Below are 17,695 nucleotides of genomic sequence, written 5' to 3'. Positions count from 1 at the left end.
TCTCTACTTAATTCTAATATTTTTTTGATGGGTCAATTTAGAGTATAATAGTGGGTCAAGTGACTTTATATTTTCCACGATGCCGTGGATGACTTTATCGCCAAGTACAAGGGGAAAATTAAAAGAAAACCGCTCAATCTTTTTCGAAAATTACAGACCCGTTGGCAGGTAAAGTATTTTCCTTTTGGACCCCGCTACACGGCCTCAAAGTGAACGATTTCAAGTGCCCAAATTATTATATAACAAATAGATACACCACCATTTCGTTCACAAATTCTCATCATAAATAGAGGAAAGTTTTTATCTTTGCGAAGATAATAACACCAATAATCACTATTATCTCCAAAAGATAGAAAACAGCAAATTGCTAAAATTAATAAATGATCGTTTAATAATACGCAAATTTAACCAATAAACTCAACAAATACAAACAAACACTCATTTATTAATCACAACTGTTAATCAGCTAGTTGCGCTTATTCCTTCTTGGAGAAAATTACATGCAGAAAAAATGTCAACAAACGATCAATTTATGATGGGAAAGAAAATTGCATACCTTGACCGCAATGAATACAACTACGGTCCCGCCCCGGAAATTGAAAAAGTCTTAAGAAACTTTGATCCGGACAAATTATGTTTTTACACAAGAATTTACGATGAAGGCAAAAAGAGTATTCTATCCGATTACATCGCCGAACTATATGATATTCCGGAAAAACAAGTCATTTTGGGATATGGTGGAGAAGATATATTAAAACAAGTCGTTCACTACTTCCTATCCGGTGGCCAAAAACAAAAAACACTATTAATCCCTAAATTTTCGTGGTGGTACTACAAATCCATCGCGGACGAGGTAAACGGACGAACCATCTTCTACCCGCTATTCGAGGACGGAAACACCTTCAAATATGATATTCAGAGCATCCGGGAAACGGTAGAACGGGAAAACCCGGAAATCGTGTTAATCGCCTCCCCGAACAATCCGACCGGAAATTCCTTGTCAAAAGAAGAGTTACACGAAATCCTCTCCTTTATTCCCCGGGAAACAGCCATTGTCATTGACGAGGCTTACGCGTCTTTTAGCAATAAAGACACGTCATACATAAAACCACTCATTGAAGAGTTTCCGAATTTACTGATCATCCGGACCCTCTCCAAGTTCTACGGACTTCCCGGATTACGTCTCGGCTTTGCCTTTATCGGGAAGAATTTGTCCTCATTCTTGAATTACAGCACGAAATACTTAGGTTATAACCGACTTTCCGAAGAAATCGGTATTGCCGTATTGAAAGCAAACGATTATTACCAGAACGTGGCAGACCTCATGGCAGAAGACCGGGAAACCTATATGCGGGAAATCGGTGCCTTGGAAGGATTCAAAGTGTATCACTCGGAAGCAAACTTTATCCTGGTGAAATACCCGATTTCATTAAAATCCCAATTACAGAACGCGTTCAAAGCGAAAGACCTAATCATCAAATTCATGAACGAGGAAGATATTAACACGCACATGCGGATCACGTTGGGAACCCAAAAACAAAACCGTTTGGTGATAGACACCATCAAAGAAGTCGTGTCAACCCCATCCTAACCCGGCAACGTGTATGAAAGCTATAATCCTTGCCGCGGGCATTGCCTCCCGGTTACGACCGCTCACAAACGATCGGCCGAAATGCCTGCTAAAAATAGGCGATCGTTCTTTGTTGGAAAGAACGATTGATGCCTTATTGGAAAATAATATCCGTGAAATTATTATCGTTACCGGATACTTGCATGAAATGTTGGAATCCTTCGTGCAAACTCGCTATCCTTCTTTAAGCGTCAAATTCATCCACAATGAACTTTACGCCACCACCAATAACATATATTCCTTGTGGCTGGCATTACCCGAAGTTCAACAGGAAAAAGAAATTATTCTACTTGACAGCGACATTTTATTTGATCCGCTCGTGATAAAAATATTACGGGATGCCCCTCATGCTAACTGCCTGGCACTGGACAGTCATAAACTCGGGGAGGAAGAGATCAAAGTCATCGTGAACGGGAAAAATCAAATCACGGAACTCAGCAAAACGTGTTCCATAGAAAAGGCCATCGGTGAATCCATCGGCATTGAAAAAATATCTCATGCCTATCTCCTTGCCCTACACGAAGAACTGGAACACATGATCCTACACGAAAAACTGGATAATGTTTTTTATGAATTAGCCTTCGAACGCTTGATTGCACGAGGACAATATTTCTATCCGGTGGACACGAGCGCCTATTTCTCCATGGAGCTTGACACTCCCGAAGATTTTCACGACGCCATCAATCGAATACCCAAACACCTACAAGCATGAAAATTGTACTATTCTGCGAACAAAAATACGCGATAAATATTTTACAACCTCTCGAAGTCGAGGCCAATAAAGAAGGGGAACATTCCGTGATATGGTATGTTCAACCCAAAAATATCCCGGACTTTCCGTTAAAAGACGAGGTGAAATGGACAAACAGCATACAGGAAATTTACGATTTTTCCCCGGATGCCCTATTCGTTCCCTGCAACATCGTTCCCTACTACTTGCCGGGAGTGAAAATACAAATCTTTCACGGCTACGCTGCCGAGAAAAAGGATCATTGGGTAATCCGCCGTTATTTTGACACCTATTTTACCCAAGGCCCATTCTTCACGGAAGGCTTTAAAGCACTTGCCAAAAAATACAAGGATTTTGAAGTTGTAGAAACAGGATGGCCTCGCCAAGACTGGATTTATGAAAATCTCCACACTTTTGACGCTGAAAAAAACGCACTACTCCGAAAGCACCAGAAAAGCAAATTGGCCTTGTATGCCCCAACCTTTTCCCCGTCGTTAACTTCTCTACCATTCATAAAAGAGGGACTGGAGAAATTGGCCCGGGAAAAAGATGTCCTGCTCATTCTGAAATTTCACCCGTTAACCCGGAGTGAATGGATGGAAGAATACAGGCAATTGGCAGAGGAACATGAAAATATGCTTTGGGTAGAGGATCACAATATCACGAAATACCAGATCATGGCCGATGTCATGATTAGTGACACCTCTTCGACCGTGTACGAATTTTTGCTACTCGACAAACCGGTCATCACGTACAAGACCATTGCCCAAGATATTTACTGGCTGGATATTCAAAACCCAGAAGACCTTCCCGACGCCTTCGATCTCGTACTTCAAGATGCCGTACTCGCCTCAAAACGCAAATGGATCATTGACAACTACGACCCCTACCTGGACGGAAAAGTTTGCCACCGTATGCTTGACGCCGCCAGAGACTATATCTCCCGCCACGGAGTACCCAAGAAACGGAAATTAAATCTTTGGCGTAAATACACCAGTATCAAGAAGTTCGGCAAAGTCAAAAGAAGATAAACTAACTCTTCTTCTTGGCTTTCCGTTTGAGTACCTGCTCGTCGTGGGCATGAGTCCACTCTTTCAACAAACGGGTCATTTCCATCGCGTCCGAATGTGTTAATCGGGCATATTCGTCCGCGATAATATCAATCATATCATCTGTTGCATTCAAGCGGTAAAAGTTCTTCAATCCCACCAACGGGGAAATCGTCATGAACTTGATCCGGTTCAAGTCAACCAACATAAAATGAACCCGTTCACCCTCTCTCCGGATCAACGTGTTCCCCGGTGAATGGTCGATAAAATAGATGGATTGTGTGTGAAAATGATACGTGAACCGGGCAAACTCTCGTAAAATAAATTCCAGATCAGCCGGACGTTTCACCCGCAAATCCCGAAAAGTATAATCATACTCTTCCTGCCGGGAAATATAAAAACTACGGGTTACCCCGAAGACATTCCGATAAACGATACAAGCAATCGGTTCCGGGGTATCTACACCCCTCTCCAACAACGTATTCGCATACTCGAACGAGCGTTGAGCCTTTCCCTTCCGCACGTAAGCATACGCAAATTGATTAATGACATTGGGTTTCTTAAAGGATTTCACGTTAAAACGTTCTCCTTCCACGTCCAATATCTTAATCACGTTCCGCTTATTATCAATGACCTCTCCTTCTCGATCAAAACGACGAGGAATATCCAGAATGGCCTTTTCCAATGGCTTATATTTCGGATTAATTTGGTAATCAATCATTTTACCCGCTCGTAATTTATAAACGTGTAATCACATTCATTTTTCTCATCCGCCTTCCCCACTTCTCTCGCAACCTCTCTCCAAACTTCGGGGTCAACAGACGGAATCACTGTATCGCCCTCACATTCCTGATGGACAACGGTAAGATACAACCGGTCTGCTTTATTCCACAACTTCTTGTAAATCGTCCCGCCCCCGGTCACGAACACCTCGTCTTCATTTTTCGTCAACTCCAAAGCCTCCTCCACGCTATGCACTACCTCGCATTCTGCGGCCTCGAATTCCGGATTCCGGGAAATAACAATATTTCTCCGGTTAGGCAATGCCCGACCGATCGACTCGAACGTCTTCCGTCCCATCAATATCGTATGCCCCGTGGTCAATGCCTTAAAGCGTTTCAAATCAGCCGAAAGTCGCCATATCAACCCGTTATCCCTTCCGATAACATTATTCTCTGCCGCTGCTACTATTATTGATAAAACCATCGAATTAATTTTAGATTTAATGATTTATGATTTTAGATTTCTACCCACAAAATCAACGCTTCTAAATTTACTACTTTCAACTTTTAGTTTTTAACTTTTACCTTTTAGCTTTCTCTGACAGAGAGCGTCTTCGGGAATCTTTTCATTCTAAATTTTAAACTCTAAATTCTACATTATACCGATATCGCCCCCTTTATATGTGGATGCGGGTTATAATCGCACAACGTGAAATCTTCGTATTTAAAATCGAATATGCTTTTCACATCCGGGTTGATTTCCATCCGGGGTAAAGCACGGGGTTCACGTGTCAACTGCAATTTCACCTGTTCGATATGATTCAAGTAAATATGCGTGTCACCCAAGGTATGTACAAATTCTCCCGGTTTCAAACCGCACACTTGCGCCATCATCATGGTCAACAAAGCATACGAGGCAATATTAAACGGCACGCCTAAAAAAGTATCGGCACTACGCTGATACAATTGGCAGGATAATTTCCCGTTAGCCACGTAAAACTGAAATAACGCGTGACAAGGGGGCAATGCCATATTTTCAATATCCCCGGCATTCCATGCACTCACGATCAACCGACGGGAATTCGGACTATGTTTAATGTCATGCACCACTTGGGAAATCTGATCCAGAGAAGTCCCGTCCGGCTTAGGCCATGAACGCCATTGGTAACCATAGATATGTCCCAATCCCCCCTCTTCATCTGCCCATTCATCCCAGATACTCACCCCGTGATCGTGCAAATACTTTACGTTCGTATCGCCGTTCAAGAACCACAACAACTCGTATATAATTGACTTCAAATGCAATTTCTTCGTGGTCAGCAAAGGGAAACCTTCTTCCAGGTTAAACCGCATCTGGTGACCGAACACGCTAATCGTTCCCGTCCCCGTCCGGTCCTCCTTCACCGTCCCCTCCGTCAAAATTCTATCCAGTAAATCTAAATATTGCCTCATAATAATTGAAAATTGAAAATTGAAAATTGAAAATGCGCTATTCAATTTTCAATAGATGATAGAACAAAGATAGCCTTTAAATTTTAAATTCTAAACTTTTCTCACGATCATTAGCCCGTGACGAACAGGCAACAGGATATTCTCCACCCGGCTATCAGCCTGCACCATTTCATTAAAGTCCAATATACCTTTCGTTTGGGCATCCGGTTTCACTCGCGGGTCCGCCACCTTGCCATCCCACAACACGTCATCCGCGACAATGATTCCCCCGTGACGAACCTTATCAAACACCAAACGGTAATATTCCGAATATTCCCGTTTATCGGCATCGATAAACACCAGATCAAACATTTCATCCAGCGTGGGAATAATCTTGCAAGCATCCCCCACGTGAAAAACGATACGCTCCTGCAAACCGCTTTTTTCAATATATTGGCGAGTGAAATCTTCCAACTCATCATTCACGTCAATCGTGTGCAGCACACCCCCTTTCTCCAACCCGGCAGCCATCGAAATAGCGGCATACCCCGTGTACGTCCCGATCTCCAACACCCGACGGGCGCCAATCATCCGGCATATCATCTTCAGGAACTGCCCTTGCAAATTCCCGGATAACATTCTCGGACGCAATACATTCAGATGGGTCGCCCTTGACAACTCGGCCAACACTTCCCCCTCCGGCTCGCTATGCGCCAATATATATTGTTCCAATTCAGCATCCATTTCCAACATGACGGACTCTATTTATATAGTAATACAGATTGCTTCTCCACGTCGAAGACCTCCTTTGCCACCCGGATCAGCAACTCCGGTGTAATTTCCTCGATCTGGGTATAAATATCTTCAAGACTATCCACCTTATCGTAAATCAGGAAACTCTTCCCGATCGACAACATCAAGTTCTCGTAATTCTCCGACGAGATCGCCAGTTGCCCCACCATCTGAGCCTTTGCCCGTTTCAACTGCAAGGGCCCCAACTTTTCTTCATACAAGGCCCGCATTTCCTTCTTGCACAAATTCAGACACCATTCGGCATTTTCCGGGTCACAACCGAAATAAATCATGGATACCCCCGTGTCCGAATAAGGCGTGTACGACGCCTCGATATTATAAGCCAAACCGTACTTTTCACGGATATTCAAATTCAAACGAGAATTCATCCCAGTCCCTCCCAACAAGTTCATCAACAGCGATAACGCCAATCGGTTATCCTCCGTGTAATCGTAAGCGATATTCCCGATAATACAATGACTTTGGTGCGTGTCCCGATCCATCTCCACGAAACGGGGAGTATAAATTTCCGGCTTAATCCGGGTCCTTAATGGAGTTCCGGCCTCGTAAGGCGAAAAATACTTTTCCACCAAACGTACCAATTTCTCGAACGGGATATCCCCGACCGAGCTAATCACCATCCGGTTCGGGAAATAATTACGTCTCACGAAATCCAACACCATATCCCGGGAAATCCGTTCCACGGAAACCTCGTCCCCCAGAATATTCCGTCCGATCGGGTAACCGGTATAAATCAGTTCCTCGAAATCGTCGAAAATCAACTCTCCCGGGTTATCCTTGTACGAGTTTATCTCATCCAGTACCACGTCTTTCTCCTTCTCTATCTCCTTCTCCGGGAACACAGAATGAAACACGATGTCGGCAAACAATTCCAACGTACGCTCGTAATCCTTTGCCATAAACGTGGCATACACGCACGTGTCCTCCTTCGTGGTATAAGCATTCAACTCACCCCCGACATCTTCCAGACGACTCAATATATGATAGGCTTTACGTTTCTCCGTACCTTTAAAAATCACGTGTTCTATAAAATGAGCCATCCCCAGTTCATCCTCCCGTTCATCCCGGCTCCCCACGTTTATAATCAACCCGCAATAAGCGGCTTTATTCGGAACATAGTTATGGATTAATCGTAATCCATTAGCAAATATATGTGTTTGATACATTTTATTGAATAAAAAGACTTCCTCCCGACAAATTCAGATTCACTTTTCCCGCGTATTTTTTATTCCCGATAAACCCGGTCTCCAGCACGGTATTCTTATCCGTCGTCGGTTTACTCTCCAGCGCCACGCCCTCGGGCAATTCCACCTTCAAATTTTTATTACGTGCCAACTCCAGCGTGTAACCGCATCCTTCCATGAAAGTCAATCCCACCTTCGTGGAAGAACCTTTCACGTCAACAGTAGCGAACGAGAAATTGATATTACGCACGTTCAACTCTCCCCAACGCATATCCATCTTGAGCGACCCGCCAATATCCTGCACCTCGTATTTCGTGTAGAAAGAAGTCCCGTCCATATCCTCAACCATCCCCAGATAACAGGTTCCTCCCGATGTCTTCAACGAAAGTTTATCCGCCTCCATCAACTGCAAAGTCGTCGACGTGCAATCCAGTTTCATCTCCTTCCCTTCCCCGATCTTCACCTTACAGGATTTGAACTCGGCCGTCATGTTTCCCAATTTCTCCACCTCAAATTCTCCCTTATTCTGTTTCACGGAAAACTCTCCCCCCGTCACTGAATTGGCCTTAAAATTACCGGATACGATCTCCACGCTCATATCCCCCACGAAATCGGCCACCGAGGCGCCTCCCTCCGTGCATACCAGACGTACTTTCTTACCTTTCGGAACCTTAATATGATAGTCAACGCTCACCGTCACCCCCGCGAACATCTGCCGCAGGCTCATATCCTTCTGGAACAACGTCTCCACGTTCAACACAGCCCCTTGCTCCTTGGCCGTTATGGAAATATACTCTAATATCTCGTCAACCTTGGCTTTTGTTTTTGCCTCCACCCACACGGAAGTCGTGATGGAAAACTCGTCACCTTCCTGCTTAACATCGATATTCCCATAGCGGTTCGTAACCGTCAACTCGTTAATGGATGCCGCGGGAAAGCTCTTCTTAAATTCCTTTGATCCCTCCTCTGCCCAAGCGTTTACCGCTCCGAACAAAACAATTACCAACAATAATAATCTCTTCATATCGATTGATTTAATCATGAATTACTCGACAACAAATCACATCATCTCCTCGTTCTCCTCCACCTCTTTGTACCGCAGTGCCAGGTAAGCCAGCATCCGGCTAAACGTCTCCATTGCCATTGTCGTTTGCGAATTTATCTCTTTTTTCTGTAATCGCAACATCAAATGCCCATAAAGAGCATGAAGTGCCAGCTCGACATCGGAAACCTCCTCCGGCAAGTTCGTCTTCCGGCGATAATCCAGCAAATTATTCGCGGCCATCATGAACAACTGCTTGTACTTCATATCCTGCACGTTATGGAGTAAATGGAAATGCAACTCCGTCAACTCGTTCACCATGTTCTTCACCACCTGCACGTGCCCGCTCTTCGTCACCTCCTCTTTCCTCATCATCTCGATCAAGTTGTCATACCAATCGCTGATCTCCTTCCGTGTCGCATCATCCCCCCCGAACTGGCTCACCACGTTCCGGTTCACCAGCTCAATATCCATCTGCATCGCCCTCAACATATCCTCCACCTGCCACATATACAGAATATATTCGGCCACATTACTCTTTCTCTTCTCGCGCGCTATCAACATACTAATTTATGATTTACGATTTACGATTAGAAACATGAGCCTTGTACGGCTGGAATCTAAAATCATCAAATCTAAAATTTCAAAGTTCTTTGAGTTTATCAATCAACCTTCGATCCCGTTTCGTGGGACGTCCTGTTCCTCGATCCCGGCTCTCGAATTGCATGAAAGTTCCCCGGAGAATATCCAGTTTCTCCTGCGGGGTGATCTCTTCCACGAAATCGACGGCCAACTGGGCAGACATTCGTTTATCGGTGATTTGTTTCACCACGTATTCCCGTTCAATCGGCGGAACCCGTACTTTCACGACATCCCCGACCTTTACCTCTCGGGACGCTTTTACGTGCGCATCACCGATAGAGACGTGACCTTTACCACATTCCTCTGCGGCTAACGAGCGGGTTTTGAAAATCCGAACCGCCCACAACCATTTATCTATTCTAACCTTCTCCACGGCTTATTCATTTATAACTTACAATCTGTCAAAGCTAAAACTTATTCTGCAAATGACAAAACAAATGCTGACCTGAAATCACGAACCTGAAATCTTCATTTTAAAATTCGGAATCACGACTTCAAAATCACAAATCGTAAATCTAAAATCGCAAATTATTACACAGGCTCATCGTCTTATCTACCCCGATAAAAATAAAATTCTCGATCACCTCACCGCAATGCTTTAACATGGCCGGGAAACGTTCCTCTTCCTCCGAAGACCACTCTCCCAACACGTAATCCACCTGTTTCCCCTTGGGGAACTCGTTCCCGATACCAAAACGCAAACGAGCGTAATCCTGTGTTCCCAACAACTGGTTAATACTCTTCAAACCGTTATGTCCCCCGTCACTTCCCTTGCCTCTCAAACGGATCGTCCCGAAAGGTAACGCCAAGTCATCCACCACCACGAAAAGGTTCGACAACTCGATTTTCTCTTTTTGCATCCAGTAACTGACCGCCTTACCACTCAGGTTCATGTACGTATTCGGTTTCAACAAAATCAGGGTACGTCCCTTCAACTTCACCGTGGCAACCGCACCATAACGCATATCTTCAAAAACAGCATTGGACGCCTTAGCAAAGGCGTCCAATACTTTAAATCCGATGTTATGTCGTGTATTCTGGTACTCGGGACCTATGTTGCCCAATCCCACAATAAGATATTTCATCTGTCTATTTTTTCAAACTACTATTGAGCGCTTTGTGCAGCTCTTGCAGCTCTTGTCAATTTAACCTGAGCAACCACAACGCTCTTGGCATTCATTAACTCTACGCCTTCCACGTGAATATCCTGTACTTTAATAGCCTTACCAACACCTAAAGAAGTAACATCAACAACCACTTCATCCGGCATATCTTTCGGAAGAGCTTTTACTTTCAACTTACGAGTGATGATAGCCAACTTACCTCCGGCTTGAACTCCGGCAGCGTGTCCCGTAACCCGAACAGGAACGTCCATTACAACTGGCTTATCCTCTGAGGTCTGGTAGAAATCAATATGTAAAACCTTATCCGTCACCGGGTGAAATTGAATATCTCTCATCACGGCTCCGTAAGATTTACCATCAAGATCCAAATTTACCAGATATACATTAGGAGTGTAAAGAAGTTTCTTCAAATCTTTATCCAAAACCGCGAAATGAACGTTTGCCTCTCCACCATAAAGAACGCATGGAACTTTCTCCGCATATCTTACAGCCTTGGTAGCTTTTTTACCTAAATCGTTTCTTACTTCTCCTTTTAAATCAAATACTTGCATAATAATAACATTGCTTGTGCTACTCAAATCCAGACTGATGCCCCGGGGTTATAAGCCACGTCTGCATTCCCATTACACGTTTAAAACTATCCCCGTACTTTTAATGCGGCGCAAATGTACGAACAAATTATCAGAATCACAACACTTTTTCCTTTTTCCAAAGTTTACAATCAATATAAATAAGCATTCATCAATACCACATCAAAAACCAAAACAACACACTGAAAATCAATAATAAACAATCAAAAATCCGCCATTTTCAATGACAAGTTTTCACACGGAACAACCCTTTTTATTCTGAAAAAGTTTTTTGTTTCAATTATAGGTCTTATTTTCGCGTCATTATTAACAAACAAATTTTTTTAGAAATGGCTTACGTAATATCTGATGATTGTATTTCTTGTGGAGCATGTGAATCAGAGTGCCCGGTAGGAGCAATCTCTATGGGTGATGATCACTATCAAATCAATGCTGATGAATGTATCTCATGCGGGGCTTGCGCTGGTGTATGTCCTGTTGGAGCTCCGAAAGAAGCTTAATCATCATAAAAAGAAAAGAACAAAGCTGCCTCTCTCGGGCAGCTTTCTTTTTGTACCTATTCGAAACCATTACCGATAACTCCCTCAAATCAACCCTTCTCACGGATTTGTAAAAGCACGATGCCTCACGCTTGTTTGCAAGTCATATCCTTGTTCCCGTGAACAACCGGAACGTGGCCAAAGTTATTTTTACTTATACTTTGTTAAAATGGCGGCAATAATCGGGCGATAAGGCGGCGACAATCGGGCGACAGCGCCTAACAGTCACCCAACAACCGCCCAACAGCCACCCAATTTTCAAACTTTACCTAAGGAATGCCCCGTCAAATCCCATGAATCACGAGATCCATCCGCACGTCCAGCTCATCGACAGGCACCTCTTCCACGAACTGGAATCCGAAACAAATCCCCACTTTCCGGGCAACACGTGTCTCTTTCAAAATCTTATCGTAATACCCGCGACCTCGTCCCAGACGATTCCCGTGGTGATCAAAAGCCACGCCCGGCACGACAATCAAGTCAATCGCGTCGTAATCCGTGTATAATTCGCCAACAGGCTCCAGTATGCCGAAAGCCTCCCCCGGTTGCAGGGATTCCATGCCCTTGAACACCCGTAATTCCAACACGTCCCCTTTCACGCAAGGCAATAGGACAGTCTTCTCCCCCGCCCACTTGCAGACGTAATCATGCGTGAACACCTCGTCGTCCATCGACCAGTAGAGCAACACGGTCCGGGCCTCCTTGAAAAAATCCGTCTGTTCCAACTCCTTCCACAAGGGACGAGACATCTCCACCTTTTGTTCCAGAGAATACTGGCTTTTCAAAACTTTAACCTGTTTCCGCAATTCTTTTTTATCCATGGTAAACAATCTTCCTAATCTTTATTCATTATTTTGCGCAAAAATCGTACTTTTGCAGCAATAAACAAAACAAGCTGCCAAAGAGTTACCAGATTTATTTGGACGCTTACCAACAATCCATCCCGTCAAGGGATACAACGTGCAGAATTATGAAAATAGCGATACCTCAAATCAACTACCACATCGGAGATATTTCCAAAAATAAGGATTTTATTATTGCTGCCATAAAAAAGGCGAAAGCCATGAAAGCGGAACTCGTTCTTTTTCCCGAACACGCCATCTGTGGGGCTTACCCGCAAGACCTTTTCGAGAAAGAATATTTCGTGAACGAATGTCGTGTCAGCATTGAAAAGATCGCCGAGCAATGCCATAATATAGCGGCATTAGTGGGCGGCCCGAACCTAGACTTGGAAGATGGCATCCTGATGAACGCCATGTTTTTCATGTATGACGGGGAAGTGCGAGGCGGGGTAAACAAAACCATATTGAGCGACTACGACGTTTTCGACGAGAGTCGATACTTCATCCCGGGAGAATCCAACACGCCCCTACGCTACAAGAACCAGAATATCCGGGTCATCTTCGACGAGTACGAATCCAACATGATCGAGAAGACCGACACGATCATCGTACATGTCGGTTCGACACCTTTCACCACGGAAAGTTTTGCTTACCGGAAAGAAAGTCTATCATACATCGCACGGAAACAGAAATGCCCGCTCATATCACTCAATCACGTGGGAGCGAACGCCTCCCTGATATTTGACGGAAACTCCTTCGTGGTCAACAGCAAAGGGATTTCAACATACAAACTAGCCGCGTTCAAAGAAGATTTCATGATCATCGACACGGAAAGACTGCTTAATGCCCCGGCCCTCAAAGAAAAAGGACCGGATACCATTGCTCTTATTCACGATGCACTTATCCTCGGAATAAAAGATTTCTTCCACAAAAACGGGTTCTCGAAAGCCGTAATCGGACTTTCCGGGGGAATCGATTCGGCCCTCGTTGCCGCATTGGCTACAGAAGCCCTTGGAAAAGAGAACGTGCTGGGCATACTGATGCCTTCCCGATTCTCCACCGACCACTCTGTCACGGATGCCGTTGATCTGGCAAGAAACTTGGGGATCTCACACGAAACCTTACCCATAAAAGAAATATACGACAACTTTATCGCCACACTACACCCTGTCTTCAAGGATGCTCCCTTCAACGTGGCCGAAGAAAACCTACAAGCCCGTATTCGCGGGTCTCTCGTTATGGCCATTTCCAATAAATTCGGTCACATCCTTTTGAACACCTCCAATAAAAGCGAGGCAGCCGTGGGTTATGGTACCCTGTACGGGGACTTGTGCGGATCGCTTTCCGTGCTGGGCGACGTGTACAAAACCGACGTGTACAAATTATCCCGTTACGTGAACCGAAACGGGGAATTAATCCCCGAGAATACCATCACGAAAGCCCCCTCTGCCGAACTACGGCCCGGGCAAAAAGATCAGGACTCTCTACCGGATTACGACACGCTGGACGCGATCTTGAAACTATATCTCGAAGAAAATAGTTCCAAACAGGAAATTATAGCGAAAGGATTCGTCCCGGAAATCGTTGAAAAAACGATAACCTTGGTCAATCGTAACGACTACAAACGGGCACAATGCCCGCCAATACTGAAAGTCAGTAAAAAAGCGTTCGGCAGCGGACGCCGTATGCCACTTGTTGCCAAACTATAACACCAGATAAGAGAACGAATTTATGAGAACGATAAAAGACAAAGAGTTACACGAAAAATATTGCAACATTTGCATTGATAGTCCCAATTCCCTTTTTGCAAGTCTTGACGAAAGTAGCAAAAGCATTATTCGCCAAACCAGCATTTGCAAAATGTACAGGAAAGGAGACTTGATTTACGAAGAAGGAAATAAACCTTTCGGGTTAATTTGTCTGATCACCGGGAAAGCCAAAATCGCCAAGAAAGGTATCGCGGGACGGGAACAAATCGTGCGTATGGCAAAACCCGTCGGGTTTATCGGCTACCGGGCTTTCTTTGCCGAGGAAATGCACATCGCATCAGCGGAGGCGCTGGAAGAATCTATTGTCTGCATCATGAAAACAGAACTTATTTTCGGTATCGTGCGCAGTAACTCGGATGTTGCCATGAACGTGATCCGGGCGTTGGCTACCGACCTCGGATTCTCGAACCGCCGAACAGTAACACTCACGCAAAAACATATTCGCGGACGTCTGGCAGAAGCCTTGCTCGTGCTGAAAGACACTTACGGGTTCGAGGACGATAACATGACCTTGAAAATTTGTCTCTCGCGGGAAGACATGGCCAATCTCTCGAACATGACCACCTCCAATGCCATCCGCACGCTCTCCAACTTTGCCTCGGAAGGCATACTGGAACTCTCCGGCAAGCAAATCAAGATCACGAACATGGAGGCGCTGGAAAAAGTAAGCGAGATGGGATAATTCAATCCTGCAATTGATCGATACACCGGCTAATGGTTTCATAATCAAAGCCACGACTCAAGGCAAAGCGAAAAAGCTTTGCTTTTCGCTTATACGGGTCCTCCTCTTTTAATCCCCGATTCTTTTGTTTCAACAGCGCCAGACACGTGGCGTCACTTTCCTCATCGGGTAAAGAAGACAAAGCCTGTTCGATAATACGTTCCGGCACACGCTTTTGCCGGAGCATCTGCATGATCTTCAACTTTCCCCAGCGATTAAAACGATGCTTATCCCGGGCATACGCCTCTGCAAAGCGAGTATCATCCAAGAAATGATTCTTCACCAAAAACTCCATAACTGCGGCAATATCCTTTTCCTCTAACTCCCACCTCTGTAACTTTTTAAGAATATCAAAACTACAATACTCCTTTTTACTACACTGCCCGGCAACAATATTCAACGCTTTCTTCGCATCCACTTTCGATGTAATTTAGAATTTAAAATTTCCCCGGGCTTTCACCATTCTCTCCCGTTCATTAATATCCTTCCGCAACTCAACCTCCTCGTACCCCATCTCCCGAAGTAACTCGACGGTTTCTTTCCCAAAAGCCTCGTTGATCTCGAAAAACAGCAATCCACCCCGGTTCAGATGATCACGACCGAATCCGGCAATCTTCCGGTAAAACATTAACGGATCAGTATCCGGCACGAAAAGAGCCCGGGAGGGTTCATAATTCAACACCCGATCGTGCATAAGCGCCTTCTCCGACTCCCGCACATAAGGCGGATTACTCACGATCACGTCGAAACCGGACCATTCCCATTCCTCGTAACGCAATATATCACGTACTTCAAATTTCACCTCCACGCCATTTCTCCGGGCATTGTCGGCAGCTTGCCGCACGGCCTCCGGGGAAATATCCACCCCACAAAGCTGTACTCCTTTCAACAACTTACCCAACGACACGATGATACACCCACTCCCCGTTCCAATATCCAAGACACTCGCACCCGGCTGCACTCCCGATTCCACGATCCACATCACCAGTTCTTCCGTCTCCGGCCGGGGAATCAAGGTTTCACTATTTAGCTGGAAATCAATACCGGCAAATTCCGTTCCTCCCAATATATACTGGATCGGTTTATCCGTTTTTAACTCTTCCACGATTTGAACGAATTTATCGATAAAGCTTTTTGCTAAAAATTCGTGTTTTTTAAGATGTATGTCTATATTTGTATAATGCAACAGTTTGCAAAAGGCAAGAGAGCATAAAACTTTTATTTCATGCTCGGTATAAGTATCCTTTAGCTCCTGTAATGCGTATTGTTGTAAATCAAACATCGTATTCATGGAACAAAGATACGGTTTAATTGAAGATTGAAAATTGAAAATTGAAAATTTAATTGCGTGAACTGGACGGGTATTGCGATTGACATTGGCATTGTACTGTATATTCTCACCATCTTGGCGATCATATACACGATCATACTGGAAAACAGAAATCCGGTACGTACACTTGCGTGGATACTCGTACTCGTGCTGGCCCCCGGTGTTGGACTATTCTTTTACATCTATTTCGGCATGAATTACCGGAAGATCAAGATGTTCTCCATGAAAGGCTTGGGCGACTTCAAGTGGTTGCAATACATGAGCGAGGACCAGAAACAACGTATCAAGAAAGCCGAATTGTTGAAAAAAGAAGACATGGAAGCGGTGAAACCGTTGATGACATTACTCTTGAACAACAGCAAAGCCCTTCTTTCCCGAAATAACACGATCGAGATTCTGAATAACGGGGAGGCTACTTTCGGTTCGATCTTCAAGGCCATCGCCAAAGCCCGAAAATACATTCACCTCGAATACTATATCATTGATAAAGGAGAACTCGGAGAGAAACTGAAAGAATTACTTATCGCCAAAGCCAAGGAAGGCGTGGAGGTTCGTGTTATCTATGATGACGTGGGGTCGTGGAAATTACCCAAACGTTACATCAAAGAGATGCAGGCCGCCGGGATTCAAATTTACCCGTTTCTTCCCGTGCGCTTTCCCTTATTCACGAATAAGGTGAACTACCGGAACCACCGGAAAATCGTCGTCGTGGACGGGGACACCGGGTTCATTGGCGGGTTAAACTTTGCCGACCGTTACCTGCACGGATTACCCGGCATCGGCATTTGGCGCGACACCCACCTGAAAGTGAAAGGAGAAGCCGTCACCTCGTTGCAAGTGGTTTTCCTGTTTGACTGGTACTTTGTTCGCCAGGAACTTCTACTGAACAAGGCGGAATACCTTCCCAACAAGAAAGTCGATGGCAACGTGGTTGTTCAAACCGTGGCATCCGGTCCCGATAGCGACTGGACATCCATCCAACAAGCCTACTTCACGCTGATCAACATGGCCAAGAAGTACGTTTTCATCTCGACCCCCTATTTCATGCCGGGAGAGACCACGATCAACTCGCTGAAAACCGCCGCCATGAGCGGCGTGGACGTGCGCATCATGATCCCGTATAAATCCGACTCGCTACTCACGCACTGGTGTACACGCTCCTACGTGGAGGAACTACTGGAAGCCGGGGTTCGGGTATTTCAATATCGTAAAGGATTCAACCACAGTAAAGTGATCGTCATGGACGGACTGGTATCTTCTGTGGGTACCGCCAACATGGACATCCGTAGTTTCGAACAGAACTTCGAAGTCAACCTCATCATCTACGACCGCAACGTCAGTCGCCAACTCGGTTCCGATTTTCTGGATGACCTGAAAGGTAGTTCCGAAATCAGTATCCACCGCTGGAAATTCCGCCCGAAACGGGATAAAATCCGGGAATCTCTAGCTCGCCTTTTTGCCCCGTTGCTCTAACCCTATACTTCAATCCCTGTTCAGTCAGAGTTTAGCGAGAAACCGGCATCCTCTCCCTCATTTC

The 17,695-nt window shown here is 44.9% G+C and carries 20 protein-coding genes; 7 read left to right on the top strand and 13 right to left on the bottom strand.

The window, feature by feature from the left end; genetic code table 11:
* The first annotated feature begins 535 nt into the window (after nt 1-535).
* The 3 genes from I2I33_RS18800 to I2I33_RS18790 are packed head-to-tail and all read left to right on the top strand — an operon-like array spanning nt 536 to nt 3,391.
* The gene (locus I2I33_RS18800) at nt 536-1,591 is read left to right on the top strand and encodes a pyridoxal phosphate-dependent aminotransferase (protein ID WP_087421307.1); all 1,056 of its coding nucleotides are present in this window, start codon (nt 536-538) and stop codon (nt 1,589-1,591) included.
* Between the two features lie 13 nt (nt 1,592-1,604).
* On the top strand, nt 1,605-2,342 hold the full coding sequence (locus I2I33_RS18795; protein ID WP_087421039.1) for a sugar phosphate nucleotidyltransferase: 738 nt from the start codon (nt 1,605-1,607) through the stop codon (nt 2,340-2,342).
* The gene (locus tag I2I33_RS18790) at nt 2,339-3,391 is read left to right on the top strand and encodes a CDP-glycerol glycerophosphotransferase family protein (RefSeq protein WP_087421038.1); all 1,053 of its coding nucleotides are present in this window, start codon (nt 2,339-2,341) and stop codon (nt 3,389-3,391) included. The genes I2I33_RS18795 and I2I33_RS18790 overlap by 4 nt, the downstream gene beginning before the upstream one ends.
* Before the next feature lies 1 nt (nt 3,392).
* Here I2I33_RS18790 and I2I33_RS18785 read toward each other — a convergent pair whose 3' ends face one another.
* The 10 genes from I2I33_RS18785 to I2I33_RS18740 all read right to left on the bottom strand — a co-directional run bounded on the left by I2I33_RS18785 (nt 3,393) and on the right by I2I33_RS18740 (nt 10,918).
* Nucleotides 3,393-4,130, bottom strand: a complete 738-nt coding sequence (locus I2I33_RS18785; protein ID WP_087421037.1) for a hypothetical protein — start codon at nt 4,128-4,130, stop codon at nt 3,393-3,395.
* The gene (locus I2I33_RS18780; RefSeq protein WP_087421036.1) at nt 4,127-4,615 is read right to left on the bottom strand and encodes a dihydrofolate reductase; all 489 of its coding nucleotides are present in this window, start codon (nt 4,613-4,615) and stop codon (nt 4,127-4,129) included. Before I2I33_RS18780 ends, I2I33_RS18785 begins: the two co-directional genes overlap by 4 nt.
* A gap of 173 nt (nt 4,616-4,788) precedes the next feature.
* The gene (locus I2I33_RS18775) at nt 4,789-5,583 is read right to left on the bottom strand and encodes a thymidylate synthase (RefSeq protein WP_087421035.1); all 795 of its coding nucleotides are present in this window, start codon (nt 5,581-5,583) and stop codon (nt 4,789-4,791) included.
* Between the two features lie 90 nt (nt 5,584-5,673).
* Entirely contained in the window at nt 5,674-6,315 is a 642-nt protein-coding gene (locus tag I2I33_RS18770; protein ID WP_087421034.1) for an O-methyltransferase, read from the bottom strand.
* Nucleotides 6,316-6,323: 8 nt separating this feature from the next.
* Entirely contained in the window at nt 6,324-7,541 is a 1,218-nt protein-coding gene (locus I2I33_RS18765) for a M16 family metallopeptidase (RefSeq protein WP_087421033.1), read from the bottom strand.
* 1 nt (nt 7,542) lies between these two features.
* A complete protein-coding gene (locus tag I2I33_RS18760) occupies nt 7,543-8,583 on the bottom strand; it encodes a hypothetical protein (protein ID WP_087421032.1) in 1,041 nt (346 codons plus the stop codon).
* Nucleotides 8,584-8,619: 36 nt separating this feature from the next.
* Nucleotides 8,620-9,165 (bottom strand): DUF4924 family protein, encoded by a 546-nt coding sequence (locus I2I33_RS18755; protein WP_027202772.1) that lies wholly within the window; start codon nt 9,163-9,165, stop codon nt 8,620-8,622.
* Between the two features lie 79 nt (nt 9,166-9,244).
* A complete protein-coding gene (locus I2I33_RS18750) occupies nt 9,245-9,616 on the bottom strand; it encodes an RNA-binding S4 domain-containing protein (RefSeq protein ID WP_087421031.1) in 372 nt (123 codons plus the stop codon).
* Nucleotides 9,617-9,758: 142 nt separating this feature from the next.
* On the bottom strand, nt 9,759-10,328 hold the full coding sequence (gene pth, locus I2I33_RS18745) for an aminoacyl-tRNA hydrolase (protein WP_087421030.1): 570 nt from the start codon (nt 10,326-10,328) through the stop codon (nt 9,759-9,761).
* 20 nt (nt 10,329-10,348) lie between these two features.
* Nucleotides 10,349-10,918: a 50S ribosomal protein L25/general stress protein Ctc gene (locus I2I33_RS18740; protein ID WP_027202775.1), complete on the bottom strand. Its 570-nt coding sequence runs from the start codon at nt 10,916-10,918 to the stop codon at nt 10,349-10,351.
* Nucleotides 10,919-11,286: 368 nt separating this feature from the next.
* On the opposite strand from I2I33_RS18740, the gene I2I33_RS18735 reads away from it, so the two are divergent.
* Nucleotides 11,287-11,457 carry a DUF362 domain-containing protein gene (locus tag I2I33_RS18735; RefSeq protein WP_071595998.1) on the top strand — a complete coding sequence of 57 codons (171 nt, stop codon included), beginning with the start codon at nt 11,287-11,289 and terminating at the stop codon, nt 11,455-11,457.
* A gap of 323 nt (nt 11,458-11,780) precedes the next feature.
* Here the strand turns inward: I2I33_RS18735 and I2I33_RS18730 are convergent, their stop codons facing one another.
* A complete protein-coding gene (locus I2I33_RS18730) occupies nt 11,781-12,317 on the bottom strand; it encodes a 5-formyltetrahydrofolate cyclo-ligase (RefSeq protein WP_087421029.1) in 537 nt (178 codons plus the stop codon).
* A 149-nt stretch (nt 12,318-12,466) separates the two neighbouring features.
* Between I2I33_RS18730 and I2I33_RS18725 the strand changes: the two genes are divergently transcribed.
* Nucleotides 12,467-14,047, top strand: coding sequence for an NAD+ synthase (locus tag I2I33_RS18725; RefSeq protein WP_087421028.1), 1,581 nt, complete (start codon nt 12,467-12,469; stop codon nt 14,045-14,047).
* A gap of 22 nt (nt 14,048-14,069) precedes the next feature.
* On the top strand, nt 14,070-14,789 hold the full coding sequence (locus I2I33_RS18720) for a Crp/Fnr family transcriptional regulator (RefSeq protein WP_087421027.1): 720 nt from the start codon (nt 14,070-14,072) through the stop codon (nt 14,787-14,789).
* Between the two features lies 1 nt (nt 14,790).
* Here I2I33_RS18720 and I2I33_RS18715 read toward each other — a convergent pair whose 3' ends face one another.
* Together I2I33_RS18715 and prmC are read right to left on the bottom strand one after the other, a co-directional pair.
* Nucleotides 14,791-15,246, bottom strand: coding sequence for a regulatory protein RecX (locus I2I33_RS18715; RefSeq protein WP_087421026.1), 456 nt, complete (start codon nt 15,244-15,246; stop codon nt 14,791-14,793).
* 12 nt (nt 15,247-15,258) lie between these two features.
* Complete coding sequence (gene prmC / locus I2I33_RS18710; RefSeq protein ID WP_229128381.1) at nt 15,259-16,110, bottom strand: peptide chain release factor N(5)-glutamine methyltransferase; 852 nt, start codon at nt 16,108-16,110, stop codon at nt 15,259-15,261.
* Between the two features lie 66 nt (nt 16,111-16,176).
* On the opposite strand from prmC, the gene cls reads away from it, so the two are divergent.
* Nucleotides 16,177-17,631, top strand: a complete 1,455-nt coding sequence (gene cls / locus I2I33_RS18705; protein ID WP_087421024.1) for a cardiolipin synthase — start codon at nt 16,177-16,179, stop codon at nt 17,629-17,631.
* Nucleotides 17,632-17,695: the final 64 nt, after the last annotated feature.

This window comes from Butyricimonas sp. BSD2780061689_150309_C8 (genome assembly GCF_015560935.1).
GTDB classification, from domain to species: Bacteria; Bacteroidota; Bacteroidia; order Bacteroidales; family Marinifilaceae; genus Butyricimonas; species Butyricimonas paravirosa.
Note: the sequence above shows the minus strand (reverse complement) of the source record. Positions and strands in the feature narration are given on the sequence as shown.